The organism is Guptibacillus sedimenti (assembly GCF_028610665.1).
Taxonomy (GTDB): domain Bacteria; phylum Bacillota; class Bacilli; order Bacillales; family Guptibacillaceae; genus Guptibacillus; species Guptibacillus sedimenti.
In genome coordinates this window covers 154,375-171,287 of record NZ_JAQQWV010000003.1, presented here as the reverse complement: position 1 = coordinate 171,287, position 16,913 = coordinate 154,375, and the positions used below count along the sequence as shown (strand labels likewise).

Annotated in this window: 17 protein-coding genes and 1 other RNA gene; 3 read left to right on the top strand and 15 right to left on the bottom strand. The window is 40.3% G+C overall.

The window, feature by feature from the left end; translation table 11 throughout:
• Position 1 precedes the first annotated feature (1 nt).
• The 10 genes from PQ578_RS15365 to PQ578_RS15320 form a co-directional block, all read right to left on the bottom strand.
• Complete coding sequence (locus tag PQ578_RS15365) at positions 2-778, bottom strand: enoyl-CoA hydratase (RefSeq protein ID WP_273835247.1); 777 nt, start codon at positions 776-778, stop codon at positions 2-4.
• Positions 778-1,662, bottom strand: coding sequence for a 3-hydroxyacyl-CoA dehydrogenase family protein (locus tag PQ578_RS15360; protein WP_273835245.1), 885 nt, complete (start codon positions 1,660-1,662; stop codon positions 778-780). Before PQ578_RS15360 ends, PQ578_RS15365 begins: the two co-directional genes overlap by 1 nt.
• Positions 1,663-1,741: 79 nt before the next feature.
• On the bottom strand, positions 1,742-2,311 hold the full coding sequence (locus PQ578_RS15355) for a TetR/AcrR family transcriptional regulator (RefSeq protein ID WP_273835242.1): 570 nt from the start codon (positions 2,309-2,311) through the stop codon (positions 1,742-1,744).
• Positions 2,312-2,386: 75 nt separating this feature from the next.
• The gene (locus PQ578_RS15350) at positions 2,387-4,000 is read right to left on the bottom strand and encodes a long-chain-fatty-acid--CoA ligase (RefSeq protein ID WP_273835241.1); all 1,614 of its coding nucleotides are present in this window, start codon (positions 3,998-4,000) and stop codon (positions 2,387-2,389) included.
• 18 nt (positions 4,001-4,018) lie between these two features.
• A complete protein-coding gene (locus PQ578_RS15345; protein ID WP_273835240.1) occupies positions 4,019-4,771 on the bottom strand; it encodes an SDR family NAD(P)-dependent oxidoreductase in 753 nt (250 codons plus the stop codon).
• Between the two features lie 11 nt (positions 4,772-4,782).
• Entirely contained in the window at positions 4,783-5,952 is a 1,170-nt protein-coding gene (locus tag PQ578_RS15340; protein WP_273835238.1) for a thiolase family protein, read from the bottom strand.
• A gap of 17 nt (positions 5,953-5,969) precedes the next feature.
• On the bottom strand, positions 5,970-6,743 hold the full coding sequence (locus PQ578_RS15335) for an SDR family oxidoreductase (RefSeq protein ID WP_273835236.1): 774 nt from the start codon (positions 6,741-6,743) through the stop codon (positions 5,970-5,972).
• Between the two features lie 15 nt (positions 6,744-6,758).
• Complete coding sequence (locus tag PQ578_RS15330) at positions 6,759-7,967, bottom strand: acyl-CoA dehydrogenase (protein ID WP_273835234.1); 1,209 nt, start codon at positions 7,965-7,967, stop codon at positions 6,759-6,761.
• A 102-nt stretch (positions 7,968-8,069) separates the two neighbouring features.
• Positions 8,070-9,608 carry an acyl-CoA carboxylase subunit beta gene (locus PQ578_RS15325; RefSeq protein ID WP_273835232.1) on the bottom strand — a complete coding sequence of 513 codons (1,539 nt, stop codon included), beginning with the start codon at positions 9,606-9,608 and terminating at the stop codon, positions 8,070-8,072.
• Positions 9,609-9,622: 14 nt separating this feature from the next.
• Positions 9,623-11,251, bottom strand: a complete 1,629-nt coding sequence (locus PQ578_RS15320; RefSeq protein ID WP_273835230.1) for a class I adenylate-forming enzyme family protein — start codon at positions 11,249-11,251, stop codon at positions 9,623-9,625.
• 214 nt (positions 11,252-11,465) lie between these two features.
• Between PQ578_RS15320 and PQ578_RS15315 the strand changes: the two genes are divergently transcribed.
• A complete protein-coding gene (locus PQ578_RS15315) occupies positions 11,466-11,843 on the top strand; it encodes a hypothetical protein (RefSeq protein ID WP_273835228.1) in 378 nt (125 codons plus the stop codon).
• Positions 11,844-11,873: 30 nt separating this feature from the next.
• On the opposite strand, the gene PQ578_RS15310 is transcribed toward PQ578_RS15315, so the two are convergent.
• Positions 11,874-13,400, bottom strand: coding sequence for a carboxypeptidase M32 (locus tag PQ578_RS15310; RefSeq protein WP_273835227.1), 1,527 nt, complete (start codon positions 13,398-13,400; stop codon positions 11,874-11,876).
• A 163-nt stretch (positions 13,401-13,563) separates the two neighbouring features.
• Here PQ578_RS15310 and yppF point away from each other — a divergent pair, with 163 nt between their 5' ends.
• Positions 13,564-13,770, top strand: coding sequence for a YppF family protein (gene yppF / locus PQ578_RS15305; RefSeq protein ID WP_273835225.1), 207 nt, complete (start codon positions 13,564-13,566; stop codon positions 13,768-13,770).
• An 83-nt stretch (positions 13,771-13,853) separates the two neighbouring features.
• Here yppF and PQ578_RS15300 read toward each other — a convergent pair whose 3' ends face one another.
• Entirely contained in the window at positions 13,854-14,162 is a 309-nt protein-coding gene (locus tag PQ578_RS15300; RefSeq protein ID WP_273835223.1) for a hypothetical protein, read from the bottom strand.
• A gap of 159 nt (positions 14,163-14,321) precedes the next feature.
• Here PQ578_RS15300 and PQ578_RS15295 point away from each other — a divergent pair, with 159 nt between their 5' ends.
• Positions 14,322-14,561 (top strand): hypothetical protein, encoded by a 240-nt coding sequence (locus tag PQ578_RS15295; RefSeq protein ID WP_224594088.1) that lies wholly within the window; start codon positions 14,322-14,324, stop codon positions 14,559-14,561.
• Positions 14,562-14,626: 65 nt separating this feature from the next.
• On the opposite strand, the gene PQ578_RS15290 is transcribed toward PQ578_RS15295, so the two are convergent.
• The 3 genes from PQ578_RS15290 to gpsB all read right to left on the bottom strand — a co-directional run bounded on the left by PQ578_RS15290 (position 14,627) and on the right by gpsB (position 16,841).
• The gene (locus PQ578_RS15290; RefSeq protein ID WP_273835218.1) at positions 14,627-15,766 is read right to left on the bottom strand and encodes a THUMP domain-containing class I SAM-dependent RNA methyltransferase; all 1,140 of its coding nucleotides are present in this window, start codon (positions 15,764-15,766) and stop codon (positions 14,627-14,629) included.
• 207 nt (positions 15,767-15,973) lie between these two features.
• Positions 15,974-16,371, bottom strand: an RNA gene (rnpB, locus tag PQ578_RS15285) — RNase P RNA component class B.
• Between the two features lie 149 nt (positions 16,372-16,520).
• A complete protein-coding gene (gpsB, locus tag PQ578_RS15280) occupies positions 16,521-16,841 on the bottom strand; it encodes a cell division regulator GpsB (protein WP_098443813.1) in 321 nt (106 codons plus the stop codon).
• Positions 16,842-16,913: the final 72 nt, after the last annotated feature.

Genomic DNA, 16,913 nt, shown 5'->3' with positions numbered 1-16,913 from the left:
ATTACCTGTGAGTAAAGGCAGGCTTTCTTTTTTCCATAAATGCTTGTACGCCTTCTTTAATATCTTCTGTTTGAAAAACTTCTTCAAACAATTCTGCTTCAAGTTCAACGGCAGATTCAATTGGAAGGTGCGCACCATTGTTCACTGCTTTTTTGATTCGGGATAAAGCCTGTAGTGATTGACCAGTTATTTTTGAAGCGAGTCCCTGAGCATAAGCCATGCCTTGTCCGGATGGTACCACGTGGTTTACAAGACCGTAACGATCTGCCTCTTCAGCTGAAATTGGTTCACCTGTGAACATCATTTCTTTTGCTTTGGCTTCTCCTATAAGTCTAGGAAGACGCTGCGTTCCTCCACCACCTGGGAACAGTCCTAACTTTATTTCAGGAAGTCCTAGCTGAGCATGTTCTTCTGCAATTCGCATATCACACGTCATTGCAAGTTCACAACCGCCACCGAATGTTAGTCCATTAAGCACAGCAATTGTTGGTTTTGGAAAATGATCTAAATAATTTAATACTTGGTGAGTTTCCATTACGATATTTTTAAAACCAGACTGTCCAATCCAATCTGGAAACTCTTTAATATCTGCACCAGCCATAAAGGCTTTGTTTCCAGCACCTGTTAAAATAACTACTACAGCATCTTGATTCGCTTCTAACTCTGTAAAAACCTCAAAAAGTTCAGTGGATACTTGTTTGCTCATAACATTTAAAGGGGGATTATTAATCGTAACGATAGCCGTCTTTTCATGAATTTCATACGTCACCATTTTCATTAATTTTTCACTCCTTCTTTTGTATAGTCATACCAGCCTTTTCCTGTTTTTCTTCCTAGTGTTCCAGCTTTTACTTTATCCTCAATGGCTTTCGAGGGCTTGTCTTCTGGATTTCTCGTTTCGTTATAACGTTGCTGCATCACGTAATACCCAACATCTATTCCAGATAGATCCATTAATTCGAATGGCCCAATCGGGTGATTAAGAGCTTTGCGACAAATCAAGTCGATATCTTCGAAGTCCGCAATTCCTTCTTCGTACAGATACATCGCTTCTTTTTGCAATGCACCTAGAATCCGATTCGCAACAAATCCAGAAATTTCTTTTTTTAGTAATACCCCTGTCCGATTAATGCGCTCGCAAACCGCCATCGTAAGCTGGGCCGTTTCTTCAGAAGTTGCTTCACTCATGACCACTTCCACACAGTCCATAACTAGTGGTGGGAAGAAGAAGTGCATGTTTACGACTTTTTCTTTACGATTCGTTGCGGATGCAATTAATGAGTTCACAATTGTAGAACTATTAGTCGCTAGAATCGTATTTGGATCTGCTAATTGATCGAGCTTTTCAAACACTTCACGCTTCACATCTAATTTCTCAACTATTGCTTCAATAATGAAGTCAGCTCTCACCGCTGCTTCTTCAAGATTTGTTGAAAATTGAAGTCTTCCAAATGCTTCTGTCTTTTGATCCTCAGTAATTTTACCTTTCTTAACCCACTTTGACATTATTCCTTCAAGCTTTTCACCTGCATCTTTTAGAGCAGCTTCATTGATGTCCTGAATCATGGTTTCATACCCACCAAGCGCACAAAGCATACCAATCTGATGGCCCATAGAGCCAGCTCCGAGTACTGTTATCGTTTTAATTTCTTCTACTTTCATTCTATTTCCTCCTCAAAGTAACTAACCGGTTAGGATGTAAAATCAGCAAGCGCTTTCATATGTTTGGGAAAAGGAAAGCTTATCTGCTTTCCTCAATCCCATTTAAGACCATATCAACAAAAATACTTGCTACTTCTTTATCTGACACTGGACCGTTCGGCTTGTACCACTGATAGGTCCAATTTGTAATACCTAGAATGGCAAACGTTACAATATCAATATTGAGTTCTTTTCTAAACTCTCCATTTTTGACACCTTGTTTTAGTAAATCCTGAAAGTAATAGCGGATTTGATCACGCTTTGGAAGGATTTCAGCGAGATTTTCTTCTTTTAAATTCTTCATTTCTCGAAAGAAAACTCGCGCACTGTGCCCTTCTAATTCAACGTTATGGATGAGCATATAAACCATATCATAGAGTTTTTCTTTACAACTCTTAGACACATCTTCTAAAATATCTTTCTGTTGCTTAATCATGCCATCGATATAAGAAGAATGGATGTCCATTAACAATGCTTCTTTACTCTTAAAATAATAGTAGAACGTTCCTTTTGTTACGCCGATTGCGTCCACAATATCTTGAATCGACGTTTCACTAAATCCATTTTTTTCAAATAACTCAATACTTTTAACAGTTAGTTTGTGTTTCATGCTAGTACCCTCTCAATCTATCAATCTACATTGATTAAGATTATATCATATGGAGGTTACTTCAAAGCATCCAACCTATACCTGACGTGCTTCATCACGGATGGAACGTCTTAAAATTTTCCCTACACTCGTTTTAGGAAGCTCATTACGAAATTCTATAATCTTCGGAACCTTGTAAGGCGCCATTTCATCCTGACAGTAAGAAGTAACCTCCTCCTCAGTCAAAGTTGCTCCTGGTTTCTTCACAATGACTGCCTTCACAGTCTCACCGCGATAAGGATCTGGGACACCTACAATTACTGCCTCCATAATACTTGGATGTTCATAAAGAACCTCTTCAATATCGCGTGGGTAAATGTTATAGCCGCTAGCAATAATTAGATCTTTCTTTCGATCAATGATTGAAACATAACCATCCGCATCCATTTTTGCGATATCTCCTGTAAACAACCATCCGTCACGCAACGTGTTCGCTGTTTCTTCTGGCAAATTCCAATACCCTTTCATCACCTGTGGCCCTTTAATAATAAGCTCACCGGATTCACCAAACGGCACCTCTATTTTCCCTTCACCTAGATCAACAATCTTGTACTCTGTTGAAGGAAAGCCAATGCCGACACTCCCAGGCTTACGCTCACCAAAAGGTGGATTAACATGCGTCGTCGGAGAAGCTTCACTTAAGCCGTATCCTTCAAGAATTTTAGCTCCAGTTTTTCGTTCAAACTCTTTCATTAATCCAACCGGCATCGGTGCGCTTCCACTATTACACGTTCGGATGCTTCCAAGATTATATTTTTCCGCATCTGGATGATTCGTTAAAGCGACATACATTGTTGGAACACCAGGAAACATGGTTGGTTTCTCTGTTTCTATTGTTTTTAAAACTTCATTAACATCGAACTTAGGCAAAATTACGCTCTCTGCCCCAATTCGAATCGATAAATTCATACACGATGTCATTCCAAAAACGTGAAACAGAGGAATGACTGTTAAACATTTTTCTTCACCAAACGTGAATTCATCTTTAAAGAATTCGAGACATTGCTCAACATTTGCAATCAAATTACGGTGAGTTAGCATAGCTCCTTTCGATCTTCCAGTCGTTCCGCCTGTGTACTGCAGAACAGCAATCTCTTCTTTAGGATCGATTGAAACTTCTTTTAACGTCATAGACGTACTTTGCATAAATTCATTGAAAGTAAAATCATGAGCGAAATTCGCTTCAGTAGGCTGAAGAGAAACAACAATTACATTCTTCACGTTTGTTTCGTTCTGTATGGCTTTCAACCTTGGGTAAAGAGCATCATAGATAACGATCGTTTCTGCTCCAGAATCAGCTAATATGTACTGAAGTTCACGTTCTACAAGCATCGGATTGATCTGGGTAATCGTACCTCCCGCTTTTAACACCCCATAATAACTAATCGCAAACTGAGGACAATTTGGTAACATAAGAGCAACGCGATCCTTTGGTTGCATTTCACAAGTATGCTGAAGGGCTGATCCGAAAAGGGATGAAAGATGTCCAAGTTCTTGATACGTTATTTTTTTATGATAAAAAGAGAGTGCGACCTGATCTGGATAGTCTTTTACTGTTTTCGATAACATGTCTTGTAGAGATACATTTGGGATATCAATTGTACTAGAAATGGAGTCAGGGTAATGCTTTGTCCAACTTTTTTCGTTCATGCTTGCACCTCCGAGTAATTAAAACGTTAATCCGCCTCCGTCAACAAGAAGACTTGTTCCTGTAACGTAAGAAGCTTCATCCGAGACTAGGAATAACACGGCGTTTGCAATTTCCTCTGGTTGTCCTACCCTTTTAAGCGCATTGGCTTTTGAAATAATGGGCCATTTACGTTCATCTTCTCTCCATGGTGTCACAATGTTTGTATCAATTACTCCAGGACAAACGGCATTCACTCGAATATTCTTGCTTCCGTATTCGAGTGCAGCATTTTTTGTTAATGTAATAACCCCACCTTTGGATGCGTTATAAGGGGCCATATATTTTTTCCCTTTAAAACCCAATAGACTTGAAGTGTTAACGATGGAGCCACCATTTCTCTTTTCCATCAATGGAATACTAAATTTCATTCCAAGGAAAACACCCTTCAAATTTATCGACACTACACGGTCCCATTCCTCAACAGAAACATCCGCTAATTTCACTTCTTCGTTACTAACACCTGCATTATTAAAAAGAATGTCGAGGCCACCATAGTGCTGTTCACACTCTTCTACAAGCGCTTTCATTTCTCCTTCATTTGCCGTGTCCGTTTTTACAAATATGGCATCTCCACCCATTTTACGAACTTGTTCGACAGTTTCTTCACCAGATTCTGCGTGAATATCAGAGACGACTACTTTTGCCCCTTCATCAGCAAAGCGAAGTGCGGTTGCTCGACCGATTCCTCCACCGCCTCCAGTTACAATTGCAACTTTATCCTGCAGCCTCATTTCATCCCTCCTTATTCTCGCTCTAAAACGGTGGCTATTCCTTGACCTCCACCAATACAAGCAGTGATCAGCGCATATCTTCCTTCTCGACGATCAAGCTCATAAATCGCTTTTGTTGCTAAAATAGCTCCAGTTGCACCTAATGGATGACCATGTGCAATCGCGCCGCCGTTTACATTCACAACATTTTCATTCATTTTCAATTCACGATCACAAGCAAGTACCTGCGCGGCAAAAGCTTCATTAATCTCAATAAGATCCATTTCCTCAAGAGATAATCCGCTTTGTTTCATTAATTTTTGCGTAGCTGGAACGGGACCAATTCCCATTATATTCGGATCGACTCCGCTAACCGCATATCCTCTCACTACCGCAAGTGGTTTTAATCCAAGACTTTCAGCTTTTTCACGGGACATCACAATAAGAGCAGACGCCGCATCGTTTAAGCCAGAGCTAGACCCCGCTGTAACGCTTCCGCCTTTTTTAAATACGGCAGGTAATGAAGCAAGACGTTCAATCGTTGTTTCAGGCCTTGGATGTTCATCCTTTGTTACTTTAATCGGGTCGCCTTTTCGGACAGGTACATGAACAGGAGCAATTTGGGAGTCAAAATAACCTTCAGCCATCGCTCTCCCCATCCGTTCTTGACTTCTTTGTGCAAATGCATCTTGTTCTTCTCGTGTAATCTGATATTTTTCCGCTAAATTCTCCGCCGTAATTCCCATAGGAGGATCGCCAATTTCCTCAGGAGAAAGGCGTGATTTCATAAATCGCGGTGGCATCGTACTAAATGGCTTTGATGGTTTTTCCATTAAGTATGGCGCCTGACTCATGCTTTCTGCTCCACCAACGACATACACATCCCCATCTCCTGATTTAATCGCTTGTGCAGCCAGATTTATCGCATTCAAGCCCGATCCACACTGGCGGTCAATTGTTAGTCCTGGAATTGTAAGAGGAAGACCTGCCTGCAACGCTGTTAGCCTCGCAATATTCCCTCCTCCACCAATAACGTTTCCGAAGATCACGTCATCGATTGATTCTACATCTAAGTTGATACGTGCTACCGCTTCTCTAAGCGCGATTGCGCCAAGCTCATGTGCTTGAATTCCAGCAAACGCACCTCCCTGTCTTCCGATCGGTGTTCGGACGCTAGAGACAATAACTGGATCACGATTCATATAATTTTCCCCCTTCATTACATTGCATGTTGTCCACCATCTACAATTAAGATATCTCCTGTTACGTAATTCGAAGCATTTGATGCTAGAAAAAGCGCCGCCCCTTTCAGATCATCGTCAGTTCCAAACCGATTCAATGGGGTCGTTTCTAGCATCCTTTCACCACCAGCGTCAATTAAACCTTTGGACATTTTTGTAGGGAAAAAGCCTGGAGCAATCGCATTAACATTGATATTATAGCTCCCCCACTTTACAGCAAGGTCTTTCGTAAATGTAATCACTGCACCTTTACTCGTGTTATAACCGATTGCATCCATGTAGCGCGGGTCAGCGCCGCCAAGACCTGCAACAGAAGCAATGTTAATGATCTTTCCACTTCTTTGTTTAATCATCTCTTTCCCAACTGCTTGGGCAAATAAGAACGTACCAGTGACGTTAACCTCCATTACTTTGTGCCAGGCTTGAAGCGGCATTTCCACTACAGGTGCCCCCCAGGAAGCGCCACTGTTGTTAACAAGAATATCGATACGACCAAATTCTTTCATTGTTGCATCAACGACATCCTGAACCTGTTCTTGGTTTGTAACATCACATTCAAATGCTAATGATTTCACTCCAGCTTCTTTTAGCTGCTCGCTAACGGCTTCACAAGCTTCTCGCTTCCTTGAACAAATTACAACGTTTGCACCTGCCTCTGCAAATCCTTCAGCGATTTGCTTGCCTAGCCCTCTTCCTCCTCCTGTTACGATTGCTGTCTTTCCTGTTAAGTCAAATAATTGCATCACATTCATTTTTTATCCCCCTTATCAACGGTATTTCTTCAATTCCTGTCTTGCGACTGCACTGCGATGTACTTCGTCAGGACCGTCAGCTAGTCGAAGCGTTCTAGCGTTAGCCCAGTGAGCTGCCAATGTATAATCATCACTTACACCAGTACCTCCAAATGCTTGAATAGCTCGGTCAATCACGCGAAGAGCCATATTCGGTGCAACTACTTTAATCATGGCAATTTCTGCTTTAGCTTCTTTATTTCCAACTGTATCCATCATATAAGCTGCTTTTAGTGTAAGCAGTCTCGCCTGTTCAATTTCGATGCGAGAATCGGCTATCCACTCGCGAACGACGCCTTGCTCAGAAATTTTCTTTCCAAAGGCTTCGCGACTTTGTACGCGCTTACATAAATCTTCAAGCGCTCGTTCTGCCGTTCCGATTAACCTCATGCAATGGTGAATTCGTCCAGGACCAAGTCTCCCTTGAGCAATCGCAAAACCTTTTCCTTCTTCCCAAAGCATATTTGAAGCGGGCACCCTGACATCTTTGTACTCGATTTCTGCATGTCCGTGTGGGGCATGATCATAACCAAAAACGGGGAGCACTCGCTTTATCGTGACGCCTTTCGTATCAAGTGGAACGAGAATCATGGACTGTTGTTCGTGTTTTGCTGCATTCGGATCATTTTTGCCCATAACAATGGCAATTTTACATCTTGGATCTCCAGCACCAGAAGACCACCATTTTGTTCCATTAATGACATACTCGTCTCCATCGCGTTCGATTCTAGCCTGAATATTTGTAGCATCAGAAGAAGCAACATCTGGTTCTGTCATTGAGAAACAGGAGCGAATTTCTCCAGAAAGGAGAGGTTCTAGCCACTCTTTCTTTTGTTCGTCTGTACCGTAACGTACTAATACTTCCATATTTCCAGTGTCAGGGGCGGCACAGTTAAATACTTCTGGACCAATCATTGATCGTCCCATCACTTCGCAAAGAGGAGCATACTCAGCATTTGTTAGTCCAGCGCCATATTCACTTTCGGGAAGAAAAAGATTCCATAACCCCGCATCTTTTGCTTTCTGTTTCAGTTCTTCCATAATTGGCGGAATACGTGACCATCTGCTCTCCTGTTCTGAGAGCTGTTTTTCATACACTTTTTCATTTGGGTAAACATGTTCATCCATAAAAGCTGTTAATTTTTCAAGATACGATTGGCAACGCTCGGAATAGTCAAAATTCATCTATTGTTCGCTCCTTTTAACCGATATCTAACTAACCGGTTGGTATGTTCTTACAAACAGTATAAATTTATTATTCTTAATATTCAATACATTTTACCAAAATTAAAATCCAGTTGGCCAATTTGCTAGCTTTCTTTCACTTATTGAGCCTTTTTTATAACATGCCAGTTCTAGCGTTTTAGCAAGAAACTGCCTCGTTTCTCCTGGATCAATCACATCATCAATTAAATGTTTTGCAGCTGCTTTATAAGGTGAACTATCAAAACTCCATTTTTCTAAGAGCTTTTCTCGGTCCTCTTTTGGGTTTTCAGATAACATCAATTCTCTTCCATAGACGACATTGATCCCAACTTCTGGCCCTGTAAAATTGATTTCAGCAGATGGCCATGCAACGACAAAGTCTGCTCCCATCGTAGGACCACACATATTCCCGTAAGCCGCGCCTACGCTTTTCCTTATCACAACAGATACCTTAGGAACCGTGGATTGTGCAAGGGCTTGATTCCACATCATAATCTTAGTCGGAATTTTACTTTTCTCTGCTTCAGAACTTACTCGAAAACCCGGTATATCGTGAAGAAAGATTAAGGGAATATGAAATGAATCGCACATACAAATAAAATCTGTCGCCTTTTCGCATTCTTGAACCCCCGCAGCGCCAGCATATTTCATCGGTTGATTTGCAATAATCCCCACAGACCTCCCTTCGATTCTCGTTAACAAGGTTAGAAGTGCAGGTCCAAATTCTGGTTTTATCTCAAAAAAGTTCCCATTGTCAACTAACGCTGCGATTACTTTTTTCATATTGTAGGCGCGATTTCGTTTTTCAGGAACAACAGATAGTAACTGATCAACTTTTCTTTCTACCGAATCATCATTTAGAGAAAGTGGCGGTTCTTCTTCGCTATGAGATGGAAGAAAGCTTAAGAACATCTTCAATTGAGCAATACATTCTTCCTCAGTCTCAGCGGATTGATCAATCTGTCCAGTATAGTGATGATGTACTTCAACGCCGCCAAGTTCTTCTTCTTCTACTTTTTCTCCCGTAGCCATTTCAAGCATTCTAGGTCCAGCTACTCCCATACACGTTCCATTTAATTGGGTAACAAAATCAGAAGATACCGCAAGCCATGTCGGTCCCCCAAAGCTATCACCAAGAATGGCCGTCACCATCGGAACTTCACGGTGATGCGTTAACATTTCTTGAGGAAAAAGCTTATCGCTAATGCCATCAGACCCCATTCCATCTGGCATTCGAAGACCTCCTCCTTCACTTAAATTAACTAAGGGCAGACCTCTTTTTAACGCATAAGCATGCGCGGTTTTCGTTTTTCGAATATGAACGGCACCTTCAGTACCGGCAAACACCGTTTTATCGCCTGCCTGAACAACGACTGGACGACCATCTACACGACCTACCCCACAAATAACGCCATCACCGGAACTCTTTTCTTCATAACCAGGAATTTCAGAGGTATTCAATTTACCAAACTCAAGAAAAGATCCTTCATCGACGAGGAGCGCAATTCGTTCACGTGCCGTCTTTTTTCCTACCGCATGAAGCGCATCGATTTTGTGTTGACCGCCCATTCGTTCCGCACGTAGTCTACGATTCTTCAAATCTTCTACATATGATTCCATCATTCCACTCCTTTTTACTTCTTTAATAACCTTCTTAATACTTTCCCTGAAGATGTAGCAGGTAGACTTTCACGAATTTCGATTATTTTGGGTGCTTTATAAGCAGCCATATGATCTCTAGACCACGCCATTAACTCTTCGATTGTTGTGTTAGAATGATTAGGATGTAAGACGACGACTGCCTTAATGATTTCTCCTTTTTGTTGATCGGGTATACCGATAACCGCTGTTTGCTTAATAGCTGGATGTTCATTCATTAATGCTTCAACGTCCTCTGGAAACACGCTATAACCTGAGCTTTTAACCATCTCTTTTAAACGGCCTCGAAAATATAAGTAGCCTTCTTCATCAAGATAACCGATGTCACCAGTGTATACCCACCCATTCTTTAGAGAAGCAGCTGTCTCATCAGGTCGATTGTAATATCCCTTAAAAACCCCTGGACTCTTAATTACGATTTCTCCCTCTTTAAGTGGCCCAACTTCTTCGCTATCCGTATTTAAAATTTTCAGATTTGTCTTGTGAATAGGAATGCCGCAGCTTCCAAACTTCACATGTTCAGTTGGCATAAACGTGTCACATGTATGCGTCTCACTTAAGCCATAGGAAGCTTCATATAGTAGACAGCCATTCGTTGCTTTCTTCCATTGATCTGCGAGATTTCTAGTTACTTGCACGCCAAAGCTTGTCGCTAAATTAAGTCGAAGCGATGTTAAATCTCGTTCGTTAAGACCAGGCATTTGCAAGATAGCCCCGTTCATAGGGGCGATACTATACCACATTGTAATGCGATGATCCTCAATTGCTGATACGACCGTTTCTGCATCAAACCGACTCAGCAGGACAGTTTCATTCCCGCTATAGACAGGTAAGTTAACTCCCATTACCATTCCAGCAATATGACATAATGGGGCGATCGCTAACAATTTGTCTTCCTGTTTAATTCGATTGCAGGTCACCGTAGCAGCAGTTTTAAATAAAGCATTTTCATAAGTAAGCATTGCTGCTTTAGGTCTCCCCGTTGTTCCTGATGTAAACACCATTAAGCACACATCATCTAATCTCACAGGGACAGCTTGAAATGAAACTTCTTCTGTATCATAGAGAGACTCTAGAGTTGTAAATCTTGAAGATTTAATAGGGAATTTTATTTCAGATGGCACACGATTGGATTGCTCAGGGGAAAGGATCGACGTATAAGAAACCGTTACGATAAAGGAAAGAGCTTCCTCAATTTTTGCTAACATTGGTAAAAGTTCTATCCCACATATGATTCCTTTCATGTCTGCTTCTTTAATTAAGTAAGTAAGCTCAGAGGTTTTATACATGGGATTTAACGGAACGACAACTGCTCCAAGCTTTTGAATGGCATAGTGAGCAATTAGATATTGTGGACAATTTTGCATAAACAAAGCGATATGATCACCTTGTTTGACACCAATCCGTTCCAAATAGTTTGCTAGTTGATTTGAGTGTTCATTCCATTTTTTCCATGTTAATTGATAACCATAGTAGTGAATGGCAATTTCGTTTGGTTTTCGCTCCGCTTGAATGGAAAGATATTCGTGAAGGGGCCTTTCTCCATCTCGATAAGTTAATGTAGAAGGTACTGTTTCCGGCCAAAATGATTTAAACTGTTTCATTTTACCACCCTTTCATACTAACCGTTTAGTATGTTCTGCTTTTATCATACAATTTCTGATTATCTTATTTCAACAGAAATTTCATGTTTTACCATATTAAAATTGGGAAATATAGTTTTTATTCATAATTGAAAGGATGAGCATCATAAATGAAAACTTATACCACCTTACGCGTGAATATGAAAAATTCACGGATGAATGCGAAGGGCAAAACGTGCCGGAATTTGTAGAAAATTTCATTTATGGATCGATGGACTATAACGAGGAAAACCTTCCTAAACTAACGGAGGAAATGGGGAAACAGGCTCAAGGAGAGGATCCAGATAATTTCAGAAAAGCTTTTGATGAAATGCTTCTTTATCTTAGAGATCGCTTTGTTGCTCTCGACCCCGACAAGGAATATTGGCCGCTTCATTACCGTGAAGGTGTTAGCGCCTTCGTTGCGATGATCGATGGGTTAATCGTACAATATTTCTCTGGACTCTATTCAGTTGAAGATTTAAAAGAAAGAACACCTCTATTTGCTGCGATTATTCTTAATGGATTTGTAGGCATTAATGAAAATGAATACGAAACGTTATCTACAGACTAAAAAAATCCTGCCCATGGCAGGATTTTTGAATTATTTACTTTGTAAACGATAAACGCTAGAATACTTCTCTTCAAGGTATTGAATCAAATATTCAGCATTCAAGCCCTCTCCAGTGATATCCTTAATAATTTCAATTGGCTGCTTTAGTTTACCATACTGATGAATGTTTTCTGTAAGCCACTCTTTAATAGGCAGTAAATTCCCTTGTTCTAAAAGTTCATCAAACTGTGGGAGATCTTTTAGCATAGCACTCTTTAATTGTGCTGCATAAATGTAACCTAACGCATACGAAGGGAAGTAACCAAATGAGCCACCTGACCAGTGCACATCCTGAAGAACGCCTACTGCGTCGTTATCTGGCGTGATCCCCAAATACTCCTCCATTTTCTCGTTCCAGATGGTTGGTAGGTCTTTCACTTCAATGTCTCCATTAATTAACCCTTTTTCAATTTCGTAACGGACCATAATATGAAGAGCATACGTCATTTCATCTGCTTCAATTCGAATTAACGACGGACCCGCAACATTAATGGCACGGTAATAGTCTTCTAACGAAACGTCGTCAAACTGTCCGGTTGAATAACTTTTAAGCTTTTCATAGTTATTTTTCCAAAATGACTGATGACGGCCAACAAAGTTTTCCCAGAAAAGAGACTGTGATTCATGAATTCCCATTGACGTGCCAGTACATAAAGGCGTTCCAATTAATTCAGATGATAAATTTTGTTCGTAAAGAGCATGTCCACCTTCATGAATGGTCCCGAAGATTGCTGTACGGAAGTCTCCTTCATCGTACTTGGTAGTAACTCGAACATCACCTGGGTTTAACCCTGTCGCAAATGGATGAACCGTCTTATCCAAACGACCCGCTTCAAAATCGTATCCCATTTTTTTTAATATATCCATACTAAATGCTTGCTGCTTATCTTCTGGGAAATGTTCAAACAAAAAGTCGGTTTTCGGCTGATCACTTGCTTGAACAACTTGTTGCACGAGAGGAACAATATGCTCTCTAAGTTGGTTAAAGACGCGATCAATCACCTTAACCGTTACCCCTGGCTCATACATATCAAGAAGCGTATCATATTTATTTTCTTCATAGCCCCAATATTCGACAAATTTTTGGTTGAATGCCACTAATTTTTCAAGGTAAGGTCTGAACAACTCAAAGTCAGCTTTTTCTTTCGCTTCCTCCCAGATTGTTTCTGCTTTTGCACTTAAAATAACATATTCTGAATACTCTTTCGCCGGAATTTTAATATTACGCTCATAATCTTTGCGACACTCTTCGACTGTTTTACGTGTGATTTCACTTAAATCTGCTTGAACGTCTTCTTTTGTAAGTTGATCAAGAAATCCTTTCATTTCTGAGGAAACCGACATTTCAAATACTTCAGAAGACATCATGCCAATAACTTCAGAACGCTGCTCAGCGCCTTTTTTTGGTGCGCCAGTACGTAGGTCCCAATACATGACGCCAATGGCTTCATTAAAGCTCATCATTTTTTTAACATATGTTAAAAATTGCTCTTCTACTTGCTTCAATTCCGTCGTCATATTCATATTCCCCTTTTTTAATAGTATGTTGCTTCCCAGTAAATTCGACACATCTCGTTTCATTATGTAAGGATTTGTCGGAAGTTAAAAAATTCTAAAATAATCGATCTGAACATTCTCATGTTATCCTTTTGGTAAGCAAATAGTTCAAGGAGGGATTCAGATGTCTATTCAGAATCTGATACACACATTCGATCAGGTAAAAGGAAGAAAACCAGCTACCGCAGACGAATTACTAGACTTTATCCAGGTGAATTATTTACAAGGTTCGATCTCGTTAAATGAGTATCAAATCTACTTTAAAGAACTTCATGCACAAGGTGCTAAGAAACCTGAATACTTCACGCATGAAGAGATGAAAGCCTTTTAATCCCTCTTGTTCTATCCTACCATAAGTTACGAATGATACGTATAGGAAAAGGCATACATGCCTTTTCCTATACGTTTTCCATTTCAATCGATTTCTTTTATTTTTTCGATGTTCCTCTTATTAATGTAGAATGAATCAAACATCCCAATCGCTACTATTTCTTTATTATTCCATAATTTTGTTCGATAAATTGAAAAAAAATATGCTTCCGTTCGTGATGTTTGATCTCTTACATATGGAACAACTGCAAGATCTACGCCTAACTCAAACAGTGCATTTTGATCTTTCTTTAACTGCTTCCCAACCCATCTACTGTAATCATCCTGACTTGGATTCGTAAGGAACATTATGACAGCTACTGAAATAATCATACCCAAAATCGCTTTTTTCATAAATGCACCCCCTTCACAGTCCCACTCTTCTTACTCTATGAAACAAACTTCCTTCAAATGATTTAAGCTCATGATGGTCTATCCACATTATTCCGTTTAAAAGCGATAGTCACGTGGTAACAAAAAAGTAAATCAAATTTTGGGAAAGGGGATTTTTTCATGAGACAGCATCGAATCAATACGTTAAAACCTGGTGAGCACTATAAAGCAAAAGAACTCGACAGCTTTGTATCGACAACCGATATTGTGCTGTTAGCTAGTAACGCTTCACAACTTTTTTCTGATCCAGAGCGAGAATTCAAAGTGGTTCATGAAGTTGAAGGGTTTTTTGAACATTCGGCTGACGACGGTGAGAAATATTTCCGTGATAAGCGCGCGTATGTAGTTGAAAAAGTTTAATAAAATGTTTTATAAATAATGACAAAAGCACCTCTCCATAAAAGGAGAGGTGCTTTTGTCTAAAGTTAATTTTTTGGCGGTCTTGGTCCAAAGAACTGATAGTAATGAGTTTTGATATCACCATTGTATAGCTTACGATTCTTCGTCGCTCGCTTTCCATAAACTTCCTGGAAACGAGGGTGAGAAGTTAGAATGTAAACAGACCAGGTATCAAGTCGCTCACGGAACGCTTTCCCCATTTTCCGATACATTTCTTCGACTTCTTCACGTTCACCGAGTCGCTCGCCATACGGTGGGTTACCAATAAGGGTTCCATACTCAAACCTTGAGCTAACGTCCGTTACTTGCATTTGCTTGAATTGAATCATATCTCCGAACCCAGCTTCAAGAGCATTATTTTTTGAAAGATCAACCATTTTTGGGTCAAGATCGCTACCAAAGATGTGAAGAGGCTGATCATATTTTGCAAGATCTTCCGCTTCAATCATAGCTTCTTCCCAGCGTTTCTTTCCAATCCATGCCCAATCTTCAGATGCAAATTCCCGATTAAATCCTGGTGCGATATTTTGACCAATCATCGCTGCTTCAATCGGAAGTGTACCTGAGCCACAAAATGGATCCATGAAAGGTTTATCGGCATTCCAATTCGTTAGCATCACCATTGCAGCCGCCATGGTTTCTTTTAGCGGTGCAGCACTATGCAAGTAACGATACCCCCTACGATGCAGACCTTTACCGCTTGTGTCGATTGTAAGAATAGCTGTGTCCTTATGAATGGCCACTTCTATCTTAAATAGTGGTCCATCCTCTTCAAACCAGGAAACATTGTATTTTTCTTTCAGGCTTTCTACAATCGCTTTCTTCACAATCGCCTGACAATCCGGTACGCTATATAACGTTGATTTAACAGAACGTCCACTAACAGGAAATTCTGCATTTTCAGGTAAAAGCTCTCCCCAAGGTAGTGCCTTCGTCGCTTCAAAAAGCTCGTCAAACGACGTAACTTTAAATTCGCCAACTTTTAGTTTTACACGATCTGCTGTTCTTAGCCAATAGTTCGATCGACAAATCCCAATTTCATCACTCTCATAAGTAACCTTACCATTTTCTACGCGTACATTTTCAAAACCTAGATCTTTTACTTCACGAGCAACCAATGATTCGAGCCCCATGGTGGCCGTTGCAATTAATTCGTATTTCGCCATCTTTTCCACTCCAATCTTTTTCGCTCTTCTATGTAATAGTAGTTGTCTTAGTAATCATACAAAAAATGAATATGTTATGTTAGTCCTATTTGAATTTAATGAGTTATTGCTTATCACGAATCCCTCTTAGGTTTTCCATTCAAACACGATTTATAGCCTTAACATACAAAAAAGCCCCATAAGGGCTTTTCATCAAAGATGATAACGTTCTGTAAGCCATGTTCTGTTCTATCGTACTGCGAACGGGTCTCCCCTCGTACTCAAGTGGTAATCATCTATCTCCAGACGCGTCCTCACCGCCTGGCTTTCTCTCCGTTTAATTCCTTCGAGAAAGCTCCCCTACCATAATTTGGGTTTCTCGCTCGTGGGGTTTACCTCGTTCCACTCTTAATGTTTCCATTAAGACTTCGTCACTGTGGCACTTTCAGAGTATTCGGGCCTTATCCGTTAAGGACTTAGGCCGTTTCCCCGCCGTTAGCCCAAAATGGACTACCCTGACTTATTGTTTCATCAGGCACGAACACTACGATCATCTCAGACCGTGCGAGCATGGACTTTCCTCTATATGCTACTTAATGTGTAACATACAGCGATCACCCGAACGTTATCATTGTTAGGACAGCAAAAGCAATTATATCTTATATTCTGCTTATATGCAAGGTTGCTTAGTGAAATGTTTTGTTTTGTTATTTATAGTATAGTACGGTAATTGAAATTTATCAAGCCCTTAAAAAATAAACCACCAAACGGCGGTTTATTCATACAACTTACTTCCAAAAACATGTTTTTCTAAATTAGAAAGTCGCTTTAAAATATCATAGTTCGTATTTCCTGGTTGCGTCTGAGAGCGTGTCTGCTGTCGCTTTTGCTGCTCGGACAGTCGATCCATTTCTCTTCTTAAACGCGTGTTTTCTTGACGTAGTTGTTCGATATCGTTCTCGAAACGCTCATAATCTTTAATCACGACATCTAGAAACTTATCAACGTCGTCCTGGTCATATCCGCGAAAGCCGCTTTTAAAATCTTTTTCAAGAATATCCTTAGCTGTTAATTGAGTCGGTTGTTGCTCGGCCATTTTATCACCTCTGTATGTATGCGATTATTGTCTTTATTTTATTCTTCCAAAAGAGTTCCCTCTTGTCAATTG